Genomic DNA, 16,477 nt, shown 5'->3' on the forward strand with positions numbered 1-16,477 from the left:
GCTTTTGCAGTCTTATTTTTCCTGAAGACCGAGTTTTTTCTCCAGATAGTGGATATTAGTACCACCATGCTGGAAGTTCTCGTCATTCATGATGCGGATCTGCAGATCAACGTTGGTTTTGATACCGTCGATGATCAGCTCCTGCAGCGCATTCTTCATGCGGGCAATCGCCACGTCACGGTTTTCACCGTAGCAAATCAGCTTACCGATCATTGAGTCATAGTACGGCGGTACGGTGTAGCCCGCGTAGATATGAGACTCCCAACGTACGCCAAAACCGCCAGGTGCGTGGAAACGGGTGATTTTGCCCGGACTTGGCAGGAAGGTGTTCGGATCTTCGGCGTTGATACGACATTCCACCGCATGGCCGCGAACGTGAACTTCTTCTTGCTTGATCGACAGCGGTTGACCGGCAGCGATACGCAGCTGTTCTTTGATCAGGTCAACGCCGGTGATCATTTCGGTAACCGGATGTTCTACCTGAATACGGGTGTTCATTTCGATGAAATAGAACTCGCCGTTTTCGAACAGGAACTCGAAAGTACCTGCACCGCGATAGCCGATATCAACACACGCTTTAGCGCAACGTTCGCCGATGTAGCGACGCAGTTCCGGGGTAATGCCCGGTGCTGGTGCTTCTTCGACCACTTTCTGGTGGCGGCGCTGCATGGAGCAGTCACGTTCCGCCAGATAGATAGCGTTGCCCTGACCGTCAGCCAGTACCTGAATCTCGACGTGGCGAGGATTTTCCAGGTATTTCTCCATGTAAACCATATCGTTGCTGAAAGCAGCTTTCGCTTCCGCACGGGTCATGGAGATGGATTGTGCCAGTTCAGCGTCGCCGCGCACTACGCGCATACCGCGACCGCCGCCGCCGCCGGAGGCTTTGATAATCACCGGATAACCAATGCGTTTAGCAATGGCGCGGTTTTTATCCATATCGTCGCCCAGCGGGCCGTCAGAACCCGGTACGCAAGGAACGCCCGCTTTTTTCATCGCCGCGATTGCGGATACTTTGTCGCCCATCAGGCGAATGGTTTCTGCTTTCGGGCCGATGAAGATAAAGCCGGAGCGTTCAACCTGCTCGGCAAAGTTGGCGTTCTCGGAGAGGAAGCCGTAACCCGGATGGATTGCTACTGCGCCGGTGATTTCAGCGGCGCTGATGATTGCCGGGATGTTCAGATAACTTTTTACTGACGGAGCAGGGCCGATACAGACCGTTTCATCTGCCAGTAATACGTGTTTTAGATCGCGATCCGCGCTGGAGTGTACAGCGACAGTCTTGATGCCCAGTTCTTTACAGGCACGAAGAATACGCAATGCAATCTCGCCGCGGTTGGCAATAACAATTTTATCCAGCATGTTCGCCTCGTTACTCGATGACGACCAGCGGCTCGTCAAATTCTACCGGTTGTCCACTTTCGACCAGAATTGCTTTCACGGTACCGGATTTGTCCGCTTCGATCTGGTTCATCATTTTCATGGCTTCAACGATGCACAGGGTATCGCCCACGTTGACTTTCTGACCCACTTCGATGAACGCTTTCGCGTCCGGGCTTGGGGTGCGGTAGAAAGTACCAACCATCGGGGAACGTACGATGTGACCACTGATTTCCGCTGCTGCTGGCGCTTCCATGGAAGGAACGGTCGCCGGAGCGGCTGCGTTAGATTGAGCTGGCTGCTGCATCATTGGTGCAGCGTAAGCTTGTTGCATCACAGGGAAACTTGCGGCAGGAGCTGCACGGCTAATGCGTACTGACTCTTCGCCTTCAGAAATTTCCAGTTCGGAGATGCCTGATTCTTCAACCAGCTCGATCAGTTTTTTAATCTTACGAATATCCATGAGTGGGTTCCGTACTCTTTGTTTAGTGTGATTGTGACAGGCGTTTCACCGCCGTCTGTAAAGCGTATGCCCCGACAGCTGTATGCATAGCGATAAATTCCAGCAGGCCGGGACGCCGGTCTATTTTGCCCCAGAGTGTCAATGTTAGACTTGACGGACATTGTGCAGCGATCTGCTGCTATCCTCCGGCAAAAAACAAAATATACCTTCGTTGCGCCAATGTCACCTTTTCCGCAGCGCAAAAACTGCGTCAGGGAGGACGAGGTCGCACATTATAACGATTTCGTAGCAATTGGCAGCTAAATACTGGTCTTATCAGGGAAGATAATCAACAGCTAACATGTAAATAACCTTCAACACCGTGTAATTTGCAACAAGCCGCACAATTCACGAAATTAGCGCCATCATCGACGGAACTTCTTATAACGTAAGGTGAAAAGCTGTAAAGCCAGCCCTGCGAAGATGAGGGGCTGCAATGAGATAATCTTCACAGACCACAAATAATGTAGGGATGCCAGGATCGCGACAAGATAGACGACATTACGCAGCGGTTGCTGAGGATTACGCAATTTTCACTTCATCGTCTGGATAGATGTGAATGCTAAAGCACGCAAAATCAACCGACTGACAATGCTCAGCATCAAATACGTTCGAGTGGTTAATTTGCAGGCAAATAAAATCAGATTATTCACCCCATGGTACCAGAAATCAGTAACAGGTTAAGCGTAGCGTCGCCCAGGCAAAGCACCATAAACCTAACAGGCGACGGAGGCGTATCAATAATGGCTGTTTAGTGGAGTAACAGTGCGCATCAATTTATGGTCAGTCGAAATCATGACTTTCCAGTTTGGATGATGTTGTACAACTTCATGACCAAGATGTTTGACGAAAGCTGTCCGGCTAACCGCTTTTCCCGTTAACCGATTGAATAATGATTTCAAAATGAGTTCCCTCTCTTATTAATCCTTGCTAAATGGTTAGTTAACCTTCACCAGCGTGCGACCCTGGATCTGGTTATTAATGATGGCCTCGGCAAACTTCGGTGCCTCTGCCAGAGATATCTCTTGTGCCGCCTGGGTATAGAATGATTCCGGTAAATCGGCGACCAGTCGCTGCCAGGCTTGTGCGCGGCGTGCTGGTGGCGTCATCACTGAATCCACCCCCTGTAAACGGACATTACGCAGAATAAATGGCATGACCGTGGTTGGCAGAGTAAAACCACCCGCCAGACCACAGGCCGCCACGCAGCCGCCGTAATTCATTTGCGCCAGCACTTTTGCAAGCACTTTGTCGCCAACGGTGTCAATTGCCCCAGCCCAGACTTGTTTTTCCAGAGGACGGGATTCGGCAAACTCATCGCGAGGGAGAATACGGCTGGCTCCTAAACTTTTCAGATATTCATGGGTACTTTCGCGACCAGAAACGGCAACGACCTGATAACCCAACTTATGCAGCAGCGCCACGGCGGTACTGCCGACGCCACCACTGGCACCCGTCACGACAATCTCCCCATCCTGCGGGCGAACACCAGCATCTTCCAGCGCCATCACACACAGCATGGCGGTAAAACCGGCAGTACCGATAATCATTGCTTTACGCGCGTCCAGCCCTTGCGGCATGGCAACCAGCCAGTCACCTTTCACTCGCGCCTGTTCCGCCAGCCCCCCCCAGTGGTTTTCACCAACGCCCCAGCCAGTGAGTAACACCTCCTGACCGGCATGAAAACGCGGATCTTCGCTGGTGCGTACAGTTCCGGCAAAATCGATCCCAGGAATCATCGGAAAATTACGGATGATTTTTCCCTTACCGGTAATTGCCAGCGCATCTTTGTAGTTCAGGCTCGACCAGTGAACATCAACCGTGACATCGCCCTCCGGCAGGCGACTTTCGTCCAGAGTCTGTACCGATGCGAGAGTTTTGCCGTCCTGCTGTTCTAAAAGTAACGCCTGCATAAGTGGTCCTCATGTGCATGATGGATTGGAAAATAATTTCTGAAGACTATACTCGCTAATGGAAAAGCAAAGCCGATGAAGCGCAATAAATTGCGAGATAAATCTGATTTGCTAGTATGCCCGCTTCCTCACTATCGGAGTTAACACAAGGATGAGATTAACGACGAAATTTTCGGCCTTTGTTACGCTGCTCACCGGGTTAACAATTTTTGTGACTTTGCTGGGCTGTTCGCTAAGTTTCTACAACGCCATTCAGTATAAGTTTAGTCATCGCGTTCAGGCGGTGGCGACGGCGATTGATACCCATCTTGTGTCGAATGACTTCAGCGCATTAAGGCCACAAATTACCGAATTAATGATGTCAGCAGATATCGTTCGTGTAGACCTGCTGCATGGTGATAAACAGGTTTATACCCTCGCCAGAAATGGTAGTTATCGTCCGGTTGGCACCAGCGATCTGTTTCGCGAACTGAGCGTTCCGTTGATAAAGCATCCGGGGATGTCGCTGCGTCTGGTTTATCAGGATCCGATGGGCAACTATTTCCATTCGTTGATGACCACCGCGCCGCTCACGGGGGCGATTGGCTTTATCATTCTTATGCTCTTCCTGGCGGTACGCTGGTTACAACGGCAACTTGCCGGGCAAGAATTGCTGGAAACCCGGGCTACTCGTATCTTAAACGGTGAGCGTGGCTCTAATGTGTTGGGAACCATCTATGAATGGCCGCCCAGAACCAGCAGTGCGCTGGATACGCTGCTTCGTGAAATTCAGAACGCACGCGAACAACACAGCCGTCTTGATACGCTGATCCGCTCTTATGCCGCCCAGGACATGAAAACCGGCCTCAATAACCGACTCTTTTTCGATAATCAGTTAGCAACGTTACTGGAAGATCAAGAGAAAGTAGGTACCCACGGGATCGTGATGATGATTCGTCTGCCGGATTTCAATATGTTGAGTGATACCTGGGGGCACAGCCAGGTTGAAGAACAGTTCTTCTCTCTGACGAATCTGCTATCGACATTTATGATGCGCTACCCTGGCGCACTGCTGGCGCGTTACCACCGCAGTGATTTTGCTGTGCTGTTACCGCACCGGACGTTAAAAGAGGCAGAGAGCATCGCCGGTCAGTTAATCAAAGCCGTCGATACCTTGCCGAACAATAAAATGCTCGATCGCGACGATATGATCCACATTGGTATCTGCGCCTGGCGTAGTGGTCAGGATACCGAGCAGGTAATGGAACATGCAGAGTCTGCCACGCGTAATGCGGGATTGCAGGGCGGCAATAGCTGGGCTATTTACGATGACTCGTTGCCTGAAAAAGGACGCGGTAATGTTCGCTGGCGTACGCTTATCGAGCAAATGCTGAGTCGCGGCGGCCCGCGCCTTTATCAAAAACCGGCGGTTACTCGCGAAGGTCAGGTTCATCATCGCGAACTCATGTGCCGCATCTTCGATGGTAATGAAGAGGTTAGCTCGGCGGAGTATATGCCGATGGTCTTGCAGTTTGGCTTATCGGAAGAGTATGACCGCCTGCAAATCAGCCGTCTTATTCCACTATTGCGTTACTGGCCTGAGGAAAATCTGGCGATTCAGGTTACCGTTGAGTCGCTGATTCGCCCGCGTTTTCAGCGTTGGCTGCGCGATACGTTAATGCAATGTGAAAGATCGCAACGAAAACGCATAATTATTGAACTTGCAGAGGCCGATGTAGGTCAACATATCAGTCGTTTACAACCTGTTATTCGTTTAGTGAATGCTTTAGGGGTACGGGTAGCCGTCAACCAGGCTGGTTTGGCGCTGGTAAGCACCAGTTGGATCAAAGAACTTAATGTTGAGTTACTCAAGCTCCATCCGGGGCTGGTCAGAAACATTGAGAAGCGAACGGAGAACCAGCTGCTGGTTCAAAGCCTGGTGGAAGCCTGCTCCGGGACCAGCACCCAGGTTTACGCCACCGGTGTGCGTTCGCGAAGCGAGTGGCAGACCCTGATTCAGCGCGGTGTTACAGGTGGGCAAGGGGATTTTTTCGCGTCCTCACAGCCACTTGATACTAACGTGAAAAAATATTCACAAAGATACTCGGTTTAACCTGCCGTTTAATCCGTTTTCACGTAGAATAACGCGCGCTGCGTCTCATGGGAGTGTGCTTGTCTGCTCGCCAGATTGTTGCAGCACATATGCAGATGAATGACCTTACGCGGTTGCAAACAGGCGAGGAATGCTGCTGATGCATTAAGCCTTTCTGGACTCAGGCAGAGATTTGTAACAAAGGAAACGAACTGCACTAATTTTCACCGTAGCAGATGATTTTTGCGCCTTGTCGCTGCTGCGTGTGGTTGGTAAAGTAAGCGGATTTTCTTTTCCGCCCCAGCTTTCAGGATTATCCCTTAGTATGTTGAAAAAATTTCGTGGCATGTTTTCCAATGACTTGTCCATTGACCTGGGTACTGCGAATACCCTCATTTATGTAAAAGGACAAGGCATCGTATTGAATGAGCCCTCCGTGGTGGCCATTCGTCAGGATCGTGCCGGTTCACCGAAAAGCGTAGCTGCAGTAGGTCATGACGCGAAGCAGATGCTGGGCCGTACGCCGGGCAATATTGCTGCCATTCGCCCAATGAAAGACGGCGTTATCGCCGACTTCTTCGTGACTGAAAAAATGCTCCAGCACTTCATCAAACAAGTGCACAGCAACAGCTTTATGCGTCCAAGCCCGCGCGTTCTGGTTTGTGTGCCGGTTGGCGCGACCCAGGTTGAACGCCGCGCAATTCGTGAATCCGCGCAGGGCGCTGGTGCCCGTGAAGTCTTCCTGATTGAAGAACCGATGGCTGCCGCAATTGGTGCTGGCCTGCCGGTTTCTGAAGCGACCGGTTCTATGGTGGTTGATATCGGTGGTGGTACCACTGAAGTTGCTGTTATCTCCTTGAACGGCGTGGTTTACTCCTCTTCCGTGCGCATTGGTGGTGACCGTTTCGACGAAGCTATCATCAACTATGTGCGTCGTAATTACGGTTCTCTGATCGGTGAAGCCACCGCAGAACGTATCAAGCACGAAATCGGTTCGGCTTACCCGGGCGATGAAGTCCGTGAAATCGAAGTTCGTGGCCGTAACCTGGCAGAAGGTGTTCCACGTGGTTTTACCCTGAACTCCAACGAAATCCTCGAAGCACTGCAGGAACCGCTGACTGGTATTGTGAGCGCGGTAATGGTTGCACTGGAACAGTGCCCGCCGGAACTGGCTTCCGACATCTCCGAGCGCGGCATGGTGCTCACCGGTGGTGGCGCACTGCTGCGTAACCTTGACCGTTTGTTAATGGAAGAAACCGGCATTCCAGTCGTTGTTGCTGAAGACCCGCTAACCTGTGTGGCGCGCGGTGGCGGCAAAGCGCTGGAAATGATCGACATGCACGGCGGCGACCTGTTCAGCGAAGAGTAATCGGATGCAGGCAGGGGAAGCGTCTGTTTACCCTGCCTGGTCTGATACGAGAATACGCATAACTTATGAAGCCAATTTTTAGCCGTGGCCCGTCGCTACAGATTCGCCTTATTCTGGCGGTGCTGGTGGCGCTCGGCATTATTATTGCCGACAGCCGCCTGGGGACGTTCAGTCAAATCCGTACTTATATGGATACCGCCGTCAGTCCTTTCTACTTTGTTTCCAATGCTCCTCGTGAATTGCTGGATGGCGTATCGCAGACGCTGGCCTCGCGTGACCAACTAGAACTTGAAAACCGGGCGTTACGTCAGGAACTGTTGCTGAAAAACAGTGAACTGCTGATGCTTGGACAATACAAACAGGAGAACGCGCGTCTGCGCGAGCTGCTGGGTTCCCCGCTGCGTCAGGATGAGCAGAAAATGGTGACTCAGGTTATCTCCACGGTTAACGATCCTTATAGCGATCAAGTTGTTATCGATAAAGGTAGCGTTAATGGCGTTTATGAAGGCCAGCCGGTCATCAGTGACAAAGGTGTTGTTGGTCAGGTGGTGGCCGTTGCTAAACTGACCAGTCGCGTGCTGCTGATTTGTGATGCGACCCACGCGCTGCCAATCCAGGTGCTGCGCAACGATATCCGCGTAATTGCAGCCGGTAACGGTTGTACGGATGATTTGCAGCTTGAGCATCTGCCAGCGAATACGGATATTCGTGTTGGTGATGTGCTGGTGACTTCCGGTCTGGGCGGTCGTTTCCCGGAAGGCTATCCGGTCGCGGTTGTCTCTTCCGTAAAACTCGATACCCAGCGCGCTTATACTGTGATTCAGGCGCGTCCGACTGCGGGACTGCAACGTTTGCGTTATCTGCTGCTGCTGTGGGGCGCGGATCGTAACGGCGCTAACCCGATGACGCCGGAAGAGGTGCATCGTGTTGCTAATGAACGTCTGATGCAGATGATGCCGCAGGTATTGCCTTCGCCAGACGCGATGGGGCCAAAGTTACCCGAACCGGCAACGGGGATCGCTCAGCCGACTCCGCAGCAACCGGCGACAGGAAATGCAGCTACTGCGCCTGCTGCGCCGACACAGCCCGCTGCTAATCGCTCTCCACAAAGGGCTACGCCGCCGCAAAGTGGTGCTCAACCGCCTGCGCGTGCGCCGGGAGGGCAATAGTGGCGAGCTATCGTAGCCAGGGACGCTGGGTAATCTGGCTCTCTTTCCTCATTGCGCTGTTGCTGCAAATCATGCCCTGGCCGGATAACCTGATTGTTTTCCGGCCAAACTGGGTGTTACTCATCTTGTTGTATTGGATCCTGGCCTTGCCTCATCGCGTAAATGTGGGCACAGGTTTTGTGATGGGTGCCATACTGGATCTGATCAGCGGCTCGACACTTGGCGTACGCGTATTGGCGATGAGCATCATTGCTTACCTGGTGGCGCTGAAATATCAGCTTTTCCGCAACCTCGCATTATGGCAGCAGGCGCTGGTCGTCATGTTGCTTTCGCTGGTGGTGGATATTATTGTTTTCTGGGCAGAGTTTTTAGTGATTAACGTCTCTTTCAGACCGGAAGTGTTCTGGAGTAGTGTAGTCAATGGAGTGCTCTGGCCGTGGATTTTCTTGCTGATGCGTAAAGTCCGTCAGCAGTTTGCAGTGCAATAAAGGTTTCTATGACTTCTCTGTATTTAGCTTCCGGTTCTCCGCGTCGTCAGGAGTTACTTGCGCAACTTGGCGTGACCTTTGAACGTATTGTTACGGGCATTGAGGAGCAGCGTCAGCCGCAGGAGAGCGCGCAGCAATATGTTGTGCGTCTGGCGCGCGAGAAAGCACAGGCGGGTGTCACGCACACGGCGCAGGATCTCCCGGTGCTGGGTGCGGATACTATCGTTATCCTGAATGGAGAAGTGCTGGAGAAACCGCGCGACGCAGAACATGCGGCGCAGATGTTGCGCAAATTATCGGGTCAGACCCATCAGGTAATGACGGCAGTGGCGTTGGCCGACAGCCAGCACATTCTCGATTGCCTGGTGGTCACCGATGTGACTTTCAGAACGTTAACAGACGAAGACATCGCGGGCTATGTCGCCAGCGGTGAACCGTTAGATAAAGCAGGTGCATACGGTATTCAGGGGCTGGGTGGCTGTTTTGTCAGGAAGATAAATGGCAGCTATCACGCCGTAGTCGGCTTACCGCTGGTTGAAACGTATGAATTATTAAGTAATTTTAACGCACTGCGTGAGAAAAGGGATAAACATGACGGCTGAATTGTTGGTAAACGTAACGCCTTCGGAAACGCGAGTGGCGTATATTGATGGCGGTATTCTGCAGGAAATTCATATTGAACGTGAGGCGCGACGCGGAATAGTAGGCAATATCTACAAGGGTCGTGTAAGTCGTGTACTTCCGGGTATGCAGGCGGCTTTTGTAGATATTGGGCTGGATAAAGCCGCGTTTCTTCATGCATCCGATATCATGCCGCACACTGAATGTGTGGCGGGTGAAGAACAAAAGCAATTCACGGTGCGCGACATCTCGGAACTGGTCCGTCAGGGGCAAGATCTGATGGTGCAGGTGGTGAAAGATCCGCTTGGCACTAAAGGTGCGCGCCTGACTACCGATATCACGCTGCCTTCTCGCTATCTGGTGTTTATGCCAGGGGCTTCTCACGTTGGGGTTTCCCAACGTATTGAAAGCGAATCAGAACGTGAACGCCTGAAAAAAGTGGTCGCAGAGTATTGCGACGAGCAGGGCGGGTTTATCATCCGTACCGCAGCTGAAGGGGTTGGCGAGGCTGAACTGGCCTCCGATGCCGCTTATCTGAAACGCGTCTGGACCAAAGTGATGGAGCGTAAAAAGCGCCCGCAGACTCGTTATCAGCTGTACGGCGAACTGGCGCTGGCGCAGCGTGTTCTGCGTGATTTCGCCGACGCCGAACTCGACCGCATTCGCGTTGACTCACGCCTGACTTACGAAGCATTGCTGGAGTTTACCTCGGAGTACATTCCCGAGATGACCAGCAAGCTGGAGCATTACACCGGACGCCAGCCGATTTTCGATCTCTTTGATGTCGAAAACGAAATTCAGCGAGCGCTGGAACGCAAAGTAGAACTGAAATCCGGTGGCTATCTGATTATCGACCAGACCGAAGCGATGACCACCGTAGACATCAATACCGGGGCGTTTGTCGGTCATCGCAATCTGGACGACACCATTTTCAATACCAATATTGAAGCGACGCAGGCTATCGCTCGCCAGTTACGGTTGCGTAATCTGGGCGGGATTATCATTATTGATTTCATCGACATGAATAATGAAGATCACCGCCGCCGCGTGCTGCACTCGCTGGAGCAGGCGTTGAGCAAAGACCGGGTGAAAACCAGCGTTAATGGTTTTTCGGCGCTGGGGCTGGTGGAGATGACGCGTAAACGCACCCGCGAAAGCATTGAGCACGTACTATGTAACGAATGCCCAACCTGCCACGGTCGCGGAACGGTGAAAACCGTGGAAACGGTATGCTATGAAATCATGCGCGAGATTGTTCGTGTACACCATGCTTATGATTCCGACCGTTTCCTGGTCTATGCTTCTCCGGCAGTAGCTGAAGCCTTGAAAGGCGAAGAGTCACACTCGCTGGCGGAAGTGGAAATTTTCGTTGGCAAACAGGTTAAAGTACAAATTGAACCGCTCTATAACCAGGAGCAGTTTGACGTCGTAATGATGTAAACAGATGCTGGGCCGCCATCCGGCAAAGGGTTTTTGAGTCACATTTTTAGCAGACAAGGAGTGACGGGTGAGGCGATTGCCGGGGATATTACTGCTTACTGGAGCCGCGCTCGTTGTGATCGCTGCCCTGCTGGTTAGCGGCCTGCGTATTGCTTTACCGCATCTTGATGCCTGGCGTCCGGAAATCCTCAACAAAATAGAATCCGCGACTGGCATGCCGGTAGAAGCCAGTCAGCTCTCAGCCAGCTGGCAGAATTTTGGCCCGACGCTTGAAGCACACGACATCCGTGCAGAACTAAAGGATGGCGGCGAATTTTCGGTTAAACGCGTTACTCTTGCGCTGGATGTCTGGCAGAGCCTGTTACATATGCGCTGGCAGTTTCGCGACCTCACTTTCTGGCAGCTGCGCTTTCGCACCAACACTCCTATCACCAGCGGCGGTGGTAATGATAGCCTGGAAGCCAGTCACATCAGCGATCTGTTTCTTCGTCAGTTCGACCATTTTGATCTCCGCGACAGTGAAGTCAGTTTCCTGACGCCATCCGGTCAGCGCGCCGAGCTGGCGATCCCACAACTCACCTGGCTGAACGATCCACGTCGACACCGTGCGGAAGGCCTGGTAAGCCTCTCCAGCCTTACCGGACAGCACGGCGTGATGCAGGTGCGCATGGATTTGCGCGATGATGAGGGGTTGTTAAGCAATGGTCGCGTCTGGCTCCAGGCGGATGACATCGACCTGAAGCCGTGGCTCGGTAAATGGATGCAGGACAATATTGCGCTGGAAACGGCGCAGTTCTCCCTTGAAGGCTGGATGACGATCGATAAAGGCGATGTAACCGGTGGCGACGTCTGGCTGAAACAGGGCGGTGCCAGCTGGTTGGGCGAGAAGGAAACGCATACGCTGTCGGTGGATAATCTGACCGCGCATATTACGCGTGAAAATCCGGGATGGCAGTTCTCTATTCCCGATACACGGATCACGATGGACGGCAAACCCTGGCCGAGCGGAGCATTGACGCTGGCCTGGATACCGGAACAGGACGTTGGCGGCAAAGACAATAAACGCAGTGACGAACTCCGGATTCGCGCCAGTAATCTGGAGCTGGCAGGCCTGGAGGGCATACGCCCGCTGGCCGCGAAACTTTCACCTGCACTGGGTGATGTTTGGCGCTCCACACAACCGAGCGGCAAGATTAACACTCTGGCGCTGGATATCCCGCTTCAGGCGGCAGACAAGACCCGTTTTCAGGCATCGTGGAGCGATCTGGCCTGGAAGCAATGGAAATTATTACCGGGTGCGGAACACTTCTCCGGGACGCTTTCCGGCAGCGTAGAAAATGGTTTGCTTACCGCATCGATGAAGCAGGCAAAGATGCCTTACGAAACGGTATTCCGTGCGCCACTTGAAATCGCCGACGGCCAGGCAACGATAAGCTGGCTGAACAATGACAAAGGTTTCCAGCTGGATGGACGTAATATTGACGTTAAAGCCAAAGCCGTCCATGCGCGCGGCGGTTTTCGTTACCTGCAACCTGCTAACGATGAACCCTGGCTGGGGATTCTGGCTGGCATCAGTACCGACGATGGTTCACAAGCCTGGCGCTATTTCCCGGAAAACTTGATGGGTAAAGACCTGGTTGATTACTTAAGTGGCGCGATTCAGGGCGGTGAAGCGGATAATGCGACGCTGGTTTATGGTGGCAATCCGCAACTCTTCCCCTATAAACACAATGAAGGTCAGTTTGAAGTGCTGGTGCCGCTGCGCAACGCGAAGTTTGCCTTCCAGCCGGACTGGCCTGCATTAACTAACCTTGATATTGAACTGGACTTTATTAACGACGGTTTATGGATGAAAACCGATGGCGTTAATCTGGGCGGCGTGCGCGCGAGTAATCTCACCGCAGTGATCCCTGACTACTCGAAAGAAAAACTGCTGATTGACGCTGACATTAAAGGTCCGGGTAAAGCCGTCGGCCCTTACTTTGATGAGACACCGCTGAAAGATTCTCTGGGTGCAACCCTGCAAGAACTCCAGCTCGACGGCGATGTGAATGCTCGCTTACATCTTGATATCCCGCTGAACGGCGAACTGGTAACCGCGAAAGGTGAAGTGACGCTGCGTAATAACAGTCTGTTTATCAAACCACTCGACAGCACCCTGAAAAATTTGAGCGGTAAATTCAGCTTTATCAATGGCGATCTGCAAAGTGAACCACTGACAGCAAGCTGGTTTAATCAGCCGTTGAACGTGGATTTTTCCACCAAAGAAGGGGCAAAAGCCTACCAGGTTGCGGTGAATCTCAACGGTAACTGGCAACCAGCGAAAACCGGCGTTTTGCCTGAAGCGGTGAACGAAGCATTAAGTGGCAGCGTGGCGTGGGATGGTAAAGTGGGCATTGATCTGCCTTATCATGCTGGCGCGACCTATAACGTAGAGCTAAACGGCGATTTGAAGAATGTGAGCAGTCACTTACCTTCACCGTTAGCCAAACCTGCGGGTGAACCACTGCCGGTAAACGTTAAGGTTGATGGCAATCTCAACAGCTTTGAGTTAACCGGACAGGCTGGTGCAGATAACCATTTCAATAGTCGCTGGTTGCTTGGTCAAAAGCTGACGCTCGACCGTGCTATTTGGGCGGCAGACAGTAAAACGCTCCCGCCGTTGCCGGAACAAAGTGGCGTTGAACTCAATATGCCGCCGATGAATGGTGCCGAGTGGCTGGCCCTGTTCCAGAAAGGCGCGGCGGAGAGTGTCGGTGGTGCAGCGAGTTTCCCACAACACATAACGTTACGTACGCCTATGTTGTCGCTGGGAAATCAGCAATGGAATAACCTGAGTATTGTTTCGCAACCGACTGCAAATGGCACCGAGGTTGAGGCGCAAGGGCGTGAAATCAACGCCACGCTGGCGATGCGTAATAACGCGCCGTGGCTGGCGAATATCAAATATCTTTATTACAACCCAAGCGTGGCGAAAACTCATGGTGACTCAACGAATTCATCACCTTTCCCGACAACGGAGCGCATTAGCTTCCGTGGCTGGCCGGACGCACAAATACGATGCGCAGAGTGCTGGTTCTGGGGGCAAAAATTCGGGCGCATTGACAGTGATATCACCATTTCTGGCAATACATTAACGCTGACTAATGGACTGATTGATACTGGTTTTTCGCGGCTCACTGCCGATGGTGAATGGGTTAACAATCCGGGAAATGAACGCACCTCGCTGAAAGGAAAACTGCGTGGGCAGAAAATTGATGCCGCCGCAGAATTTTTTGGTGTCACGACGCCCATACGCCAGTCGTCATTTAATGTGGATTACGATTTACACTGGCGCAAAGCACCCTGGCAACCAGATGAGGCGACGTTGAATGGCATCATTCATACTCAACTGGGCAAAGGCGAAATTACCGAAATCAATACCGGACATGCCGGGCAATTGCTGCGCTTATTGAGCGTTGATGCCCTGATGCGTAAGCTGCGTTTTGATTTCAGAGACACCTTTGGTGAAGGGTTCTATTTTGACTCCATTCGCAGCACCGCGTGGATTAAAGACGGCGTTATGCACACCGACGACACGCTGGTGGATGGCCTGGAAGCGGACATTGCCATGAAAGGGTCGGTAAATCTGGTGCGTCGCGACCTGAATATGGAAGCGGTTGTCGCACCAGAGATTTCTGCGACGGTGGGCGTGGCTGCGGCTTTTGCGGTTAACCCCATTGTTGGCGCGGCAGTGTTTGCCGCCAGTAAAGTGCTGGGGCCGCTGTGGAGCAAAGTCTCCATTTTGCGCTATCACATTTCGGGTCCGCTGGACGATCCGCAAATCAACGAAGTGTTGCGCCAACCGCGTAAAGAAAAAGCGCAATGATTTGACGAGGGCGCGTAATTGCCCCAATCTCATATGATAATCGTTGCCAAAGGCCAACGAGCCAGAACATAACCGTAGGCCGGACAGGGCGTTCACGCCGCATCCGGCAGCCGTAAAAAATCCTCTACTGCAGTAACTAACGAGTAGCAAAAACGATGAGTCTTAACCTGGTAAGTGAACAATTGCTAGCGGCGAACGGCCTGAAACATCAGGACTTGTTCGCGATCCTCGGTCAACTGGCCGAGCGTCGCCTTGATTATGGCGATCTCTATTTTCAGTCGAGCTATCACGAATCCTGGGTTTTAGAAGACCGCATTATTAAAGATGGTTCTTACAACATCGATCAGGGCGTTGGTGTGCGTGCAATCAGCGGTGAAAAAACCGGATTTGCTTACGCAGACCAAATCAGCCTGCTGGCGCTGGAACAGAGTGCGCAAGCGGCGCGCACCATCGTCCGTGATAGTGGTGATGGCAAAGTACAGACGCTGGGCGCGGTAGAGCATAGCCCGTTGTATACCTCGGTAGATCCGCTGCAAAGCATGAGCCGTGAAGAGAAGCTGGATATCCTGCGTCGCGTCGATAAGGTTGCCCGCGAAGCGGACAAGCGCGTACAGGAAGTGACTGCCAGCCTCAGTGGTGTCTATGAATTAATTCTGGTTGCGGCCACCGACGGCACGCTAGCGGCGGATGTCCGTCCGCTGGTGCGTCTTTCCGTGAGCGTTCTGGTCGAAGAAGATGGCAAACGCGAACGCGGTGCCAGTGGCGGCGGCGGTCGTTTTGGTTATGAGTTCTTCCTTGCCGATCTTGACGGTGAAGTCCGTGCGGATGCATGGGCAAAAGAAGCAGTGCGTATGGCGCTGGTCAATCTTTCTGCCGTCGCCGCACCAGCAGGCACCATGCCGGTAGTACTTGGCGCAGGTTGGCCGGGCGTGCTGTTGCATGAAGCGGTGGGGCACGGTCTGGAAGGCGACTTCAACCGCCGTGGCACTTCAGTATTTAGTGGACAGGTCGGGGAGCTGGTGGCTTCTGAACTGTGTACCGTGGTTGATGACGGCACGATGGTCGATCGCCGTGGTTCGGTGGCGATTGATGACGAAGGTACGCCAGGCCAGTACAACGTGCTGATTGAGAATGGCATCCTGAAAGGCTACATGCAGGATAAACTCAACGCGCGTTTGATGGGGATGACGCCGACTGGCAACGGTCGCCGTGAATCCTACGCTCATCTGCCGATGCCGCGTATGACCAACACCTATATGCTGCCGGGTAAATCGACCCCGCAAGAAATTATTGAATCTGTTGAGTACGGTATCTATGCACCGAACTTTGGTGGCGGTCAGGTGGATATTACATCCGGCAAATTCGTTTTCTCCACTTCAGAAGCGTATCTGATTGAAAACGGTAAAGTAACGAAGCCGGTGAAAGGCGCGACGTTGATTGGTTCCGGTATCGAAACCATGCAGCAGATTTCGATGGTGGGCAACGACCTGAAACTGGATAACGGCGTGGGTGTCTGCGGTAAAGAAGGGCAAAGTTTGCCGGTTGGCGTGGGCCAGCCAACGCTGAAAGTTGATAACCTGACTGTTGGCGGTACCGCGTAATAATTTCACTATTTTCAGAAGGATAATTAATCCTTCTACGTGCACGAACGGTCCC

Annotated in this window: 11 protein-coding genes; 8 read left to right on the forward strand and 3 right to left on the reverse strand. The window is 52.6% G+C overall.

Annotated features, from left to right (window positions below):
- Positions 1–12: 12 nt before the first annotated feature.
- From accC to ACJHWK_RS03780, 3 genes are all read right to left on the reverse strand, one after another.
- On the reverse strand, positions 13–1,362 hold the full coding sequence (gene accC / locus ACJHWK_RS03770) for an acetyl-CoA carboxylase biotin carboxylase subunit (protein ID WP_000884639.1): 1,350 nt from the start codon (positions 1,360–1,362) through the stop codon (positions 13–15).
- A 10-nt stretch (positions 1,363–1,372) separates the two neighbouring features.
- Positions 1,373–1,843: an acetyl-CoA carboxylase biotin carboxyl carrier protein gene (accB, locus tag ACJHWK_RS03775; protein ID WP_000354622.1), complete on the reverse strand. Its 471-nt coding sequence runs from the start codon at positions 1,841–1,843 to the stop codon at positions 1,373–1,375.
- Positions 1,844–2,820: 977 nt separating this feature from the next.
- The gene (locus ACJHWK_RS03780; RefSeq protein WP_001148473.1) at positions 2,821–3,795 is read right to left on the reverse strand and encodes an MDR family oxidoreductase; all 975 of its coding nucleotides are present in this window, start codon (positions 3,793–3,795) and stop codon (positions 2,821–2,823) included.
- Positions 3,796–3,946: 151 nt separating this feature from the next.
- On the opposite strand from ACJHWK_RS03780, the gene csrD reads away from it, so the two are divergent.
- The 8 genes from csrD to tldD all read left to right on the forward strand — a co-directional run bounded on the left by csrD (position 3,947) and on the right by tldD (position 16,422).
- Positions 3,947–5,887, forward strand: a complete 1,941-nt coding sequence (gene csrD / locus ACJHWK_RS03785; RefSeq protein WP_001521414.1) for an RNase E specificity factor CsrD — start codon at positions 3,947–3,949, stop codon at positions 5,885–5,887.
- Positions 5,888–6,191: 304 nt separating this feature from the next.
- Complete coding sequence (mreB, locus tag ACJHWK_RS03790; RefSeq protein WP_000913396.1) at positions 6,192–7,235, forward strand: rod shape-determining protein MreB; 1,044 nt, start codon at positions 6,192–6,194, stop codon at positions 7,233–7,235.
- A 65-nt stretch (positions 7,236–7,300) separates the two neighbouring features.
- On the forward strand, positions 7,301–8,404 hold the full coding sequence (gene mreC, locus ACJHWK_RS03795; RefSeq protein ID WP_000802511.1) for a rod shape-determining protein MreC: 1,104 nt from the start codon (positions 7,301–7,303) through the stop codon (positions 8,402–8,404).
- Positions 8,404–8,892 carry a rod shape-determining protein MreD gene (mreD, locus tag ACJHWK_RS03800; RefSeq protein WP_000179409.1) on the forward strand — a complete coding sequence of 163 codons (489 nt, stop codon included), beginning with the start codon at positions 8,404–8,406 and terminating at the stop codon, positions 8,890–8,892. The genes mreC and mreD overlap by 1 nt, the downstream gene beginning before the upstream one ends.
- A gap of 8 nt (positions 8,893–8,900) precedes the next feature.
- On the forward strand, positions 8,901–9,494 hold the full coding sequence (gene yhdE / locus ACJHWK_RS03805; protein WP_000203103.1) for a nucleoside triphosphate pyrophosphatase YhdE: 594 nt from the start codon (positions 8,901–8,903) through the stop codon (positions 9,492–9,494).
- Positions 9,484–10,953, forward strand: coding sequence for a ribonuclease G (gene rng / locus ACJHWK_RS03810; protein WP_000123197.1), 1,470 nt, complete (start codon positions 9,484–9,486; stop codon positions 10,951–10,953). Before yhdE ends, rng begins: the two co-directional genes overlap by 11 nt.
- A gap of 67 nt (positions 10,954–11,020) precedes the next feature.
- Positions 11,021–14,821 (forward strand): AsmA2 domain-containing protein YhdP, encoded by a 3,801-nt coding sequence (gene yhdP, locus ACJHWK_RS03815; RefSeq protein ID WP_001521413.1) that lies wholly within the window; start codon positions 11,021–11,023, stop codon positions 14,819–14,821.
- Positions 14,822–14,976: 155 nt separating this feature from the next.
- Positions 14,977–16,422, forward strand: a complete 1,446-nt coding sequence (tldD, locus tag ACJHWK_RS03820) for a metalloprotease TldD (protein ID WP_000055909.1) — start codon at positions 14,977–14,979, stop codon at positions 16,420–16,422.
- The last annotated feature ends 55 nt before the right edge of the window (positions 16,423–16,477 follow it).

This window comes from Escherichia sp. WS547 (assembly GCF_046486065.1).
Lineage (GTDB): Bacteria > Pseudomonadota > Gammaproteobacteria > Enterobacterales > Enterobacteriaceae > Escherichia > Escherichia coli.

Coding starts and splice junctions, on each gene's coding strand:
- rng (WP_000123197.1), top strand. CDS start 9,484: ATGACGGCTGAATTGTTGGTAAACGTAACGCCTTCGGAAACGCGAGTG.
- tldD (WP_000055909.1), top strand. CDS start 14,977: ATGAGTCTTAACCTGGTAAGTGAACAATTGCTAGCGGCGAACGGCCTG.
- accC (WP_000884639.1), bottom strand. CDS start 1,362: ATGCTGGATAAAATTGTTATTGCCAACCGCGGCGAGATTGCATTGCGT.
- ACJHWK_RS03780 (WP_001148473.1), bottom strand. CDS start 3,795: ATGCAGGCGTTACTTTTAGAACAGCAGGACGGCAAAACTCTCGCATCG.
- csrD (WP_001521414.1), top strand. CDS start 3,947: ATGAGATTAACGACGAAATTTTCGGCCTTTGTTACGCTGCTCACCGGG.
- mreB (WP_000913396.1), top strand. CDS start 6,192: ATGTTGAAAAAATTTCGTGGCATGTTTTCCAATGACTTGTCCATTGAC.
- accB (WP_000354622.1), bottom strand. CDS start 1,843: ATGGATATTCGTAAGATTAAAAAACTGATCGAGCTGGTTGAAGAATCA.
- yhdE (WP_000203103.1), top strand. CDS start 8,901: ATGACTTCTCTGTATTTAGCTTCCGGTTCTCCGCGTCGTCAGGAGTTA.
- mreC (WP_000802511.1), top strand. CDS start 7,301: ATGAAGCCAATTTTTAGCCGTGGCCCGTCGCTACAGATTCGCCTTATT.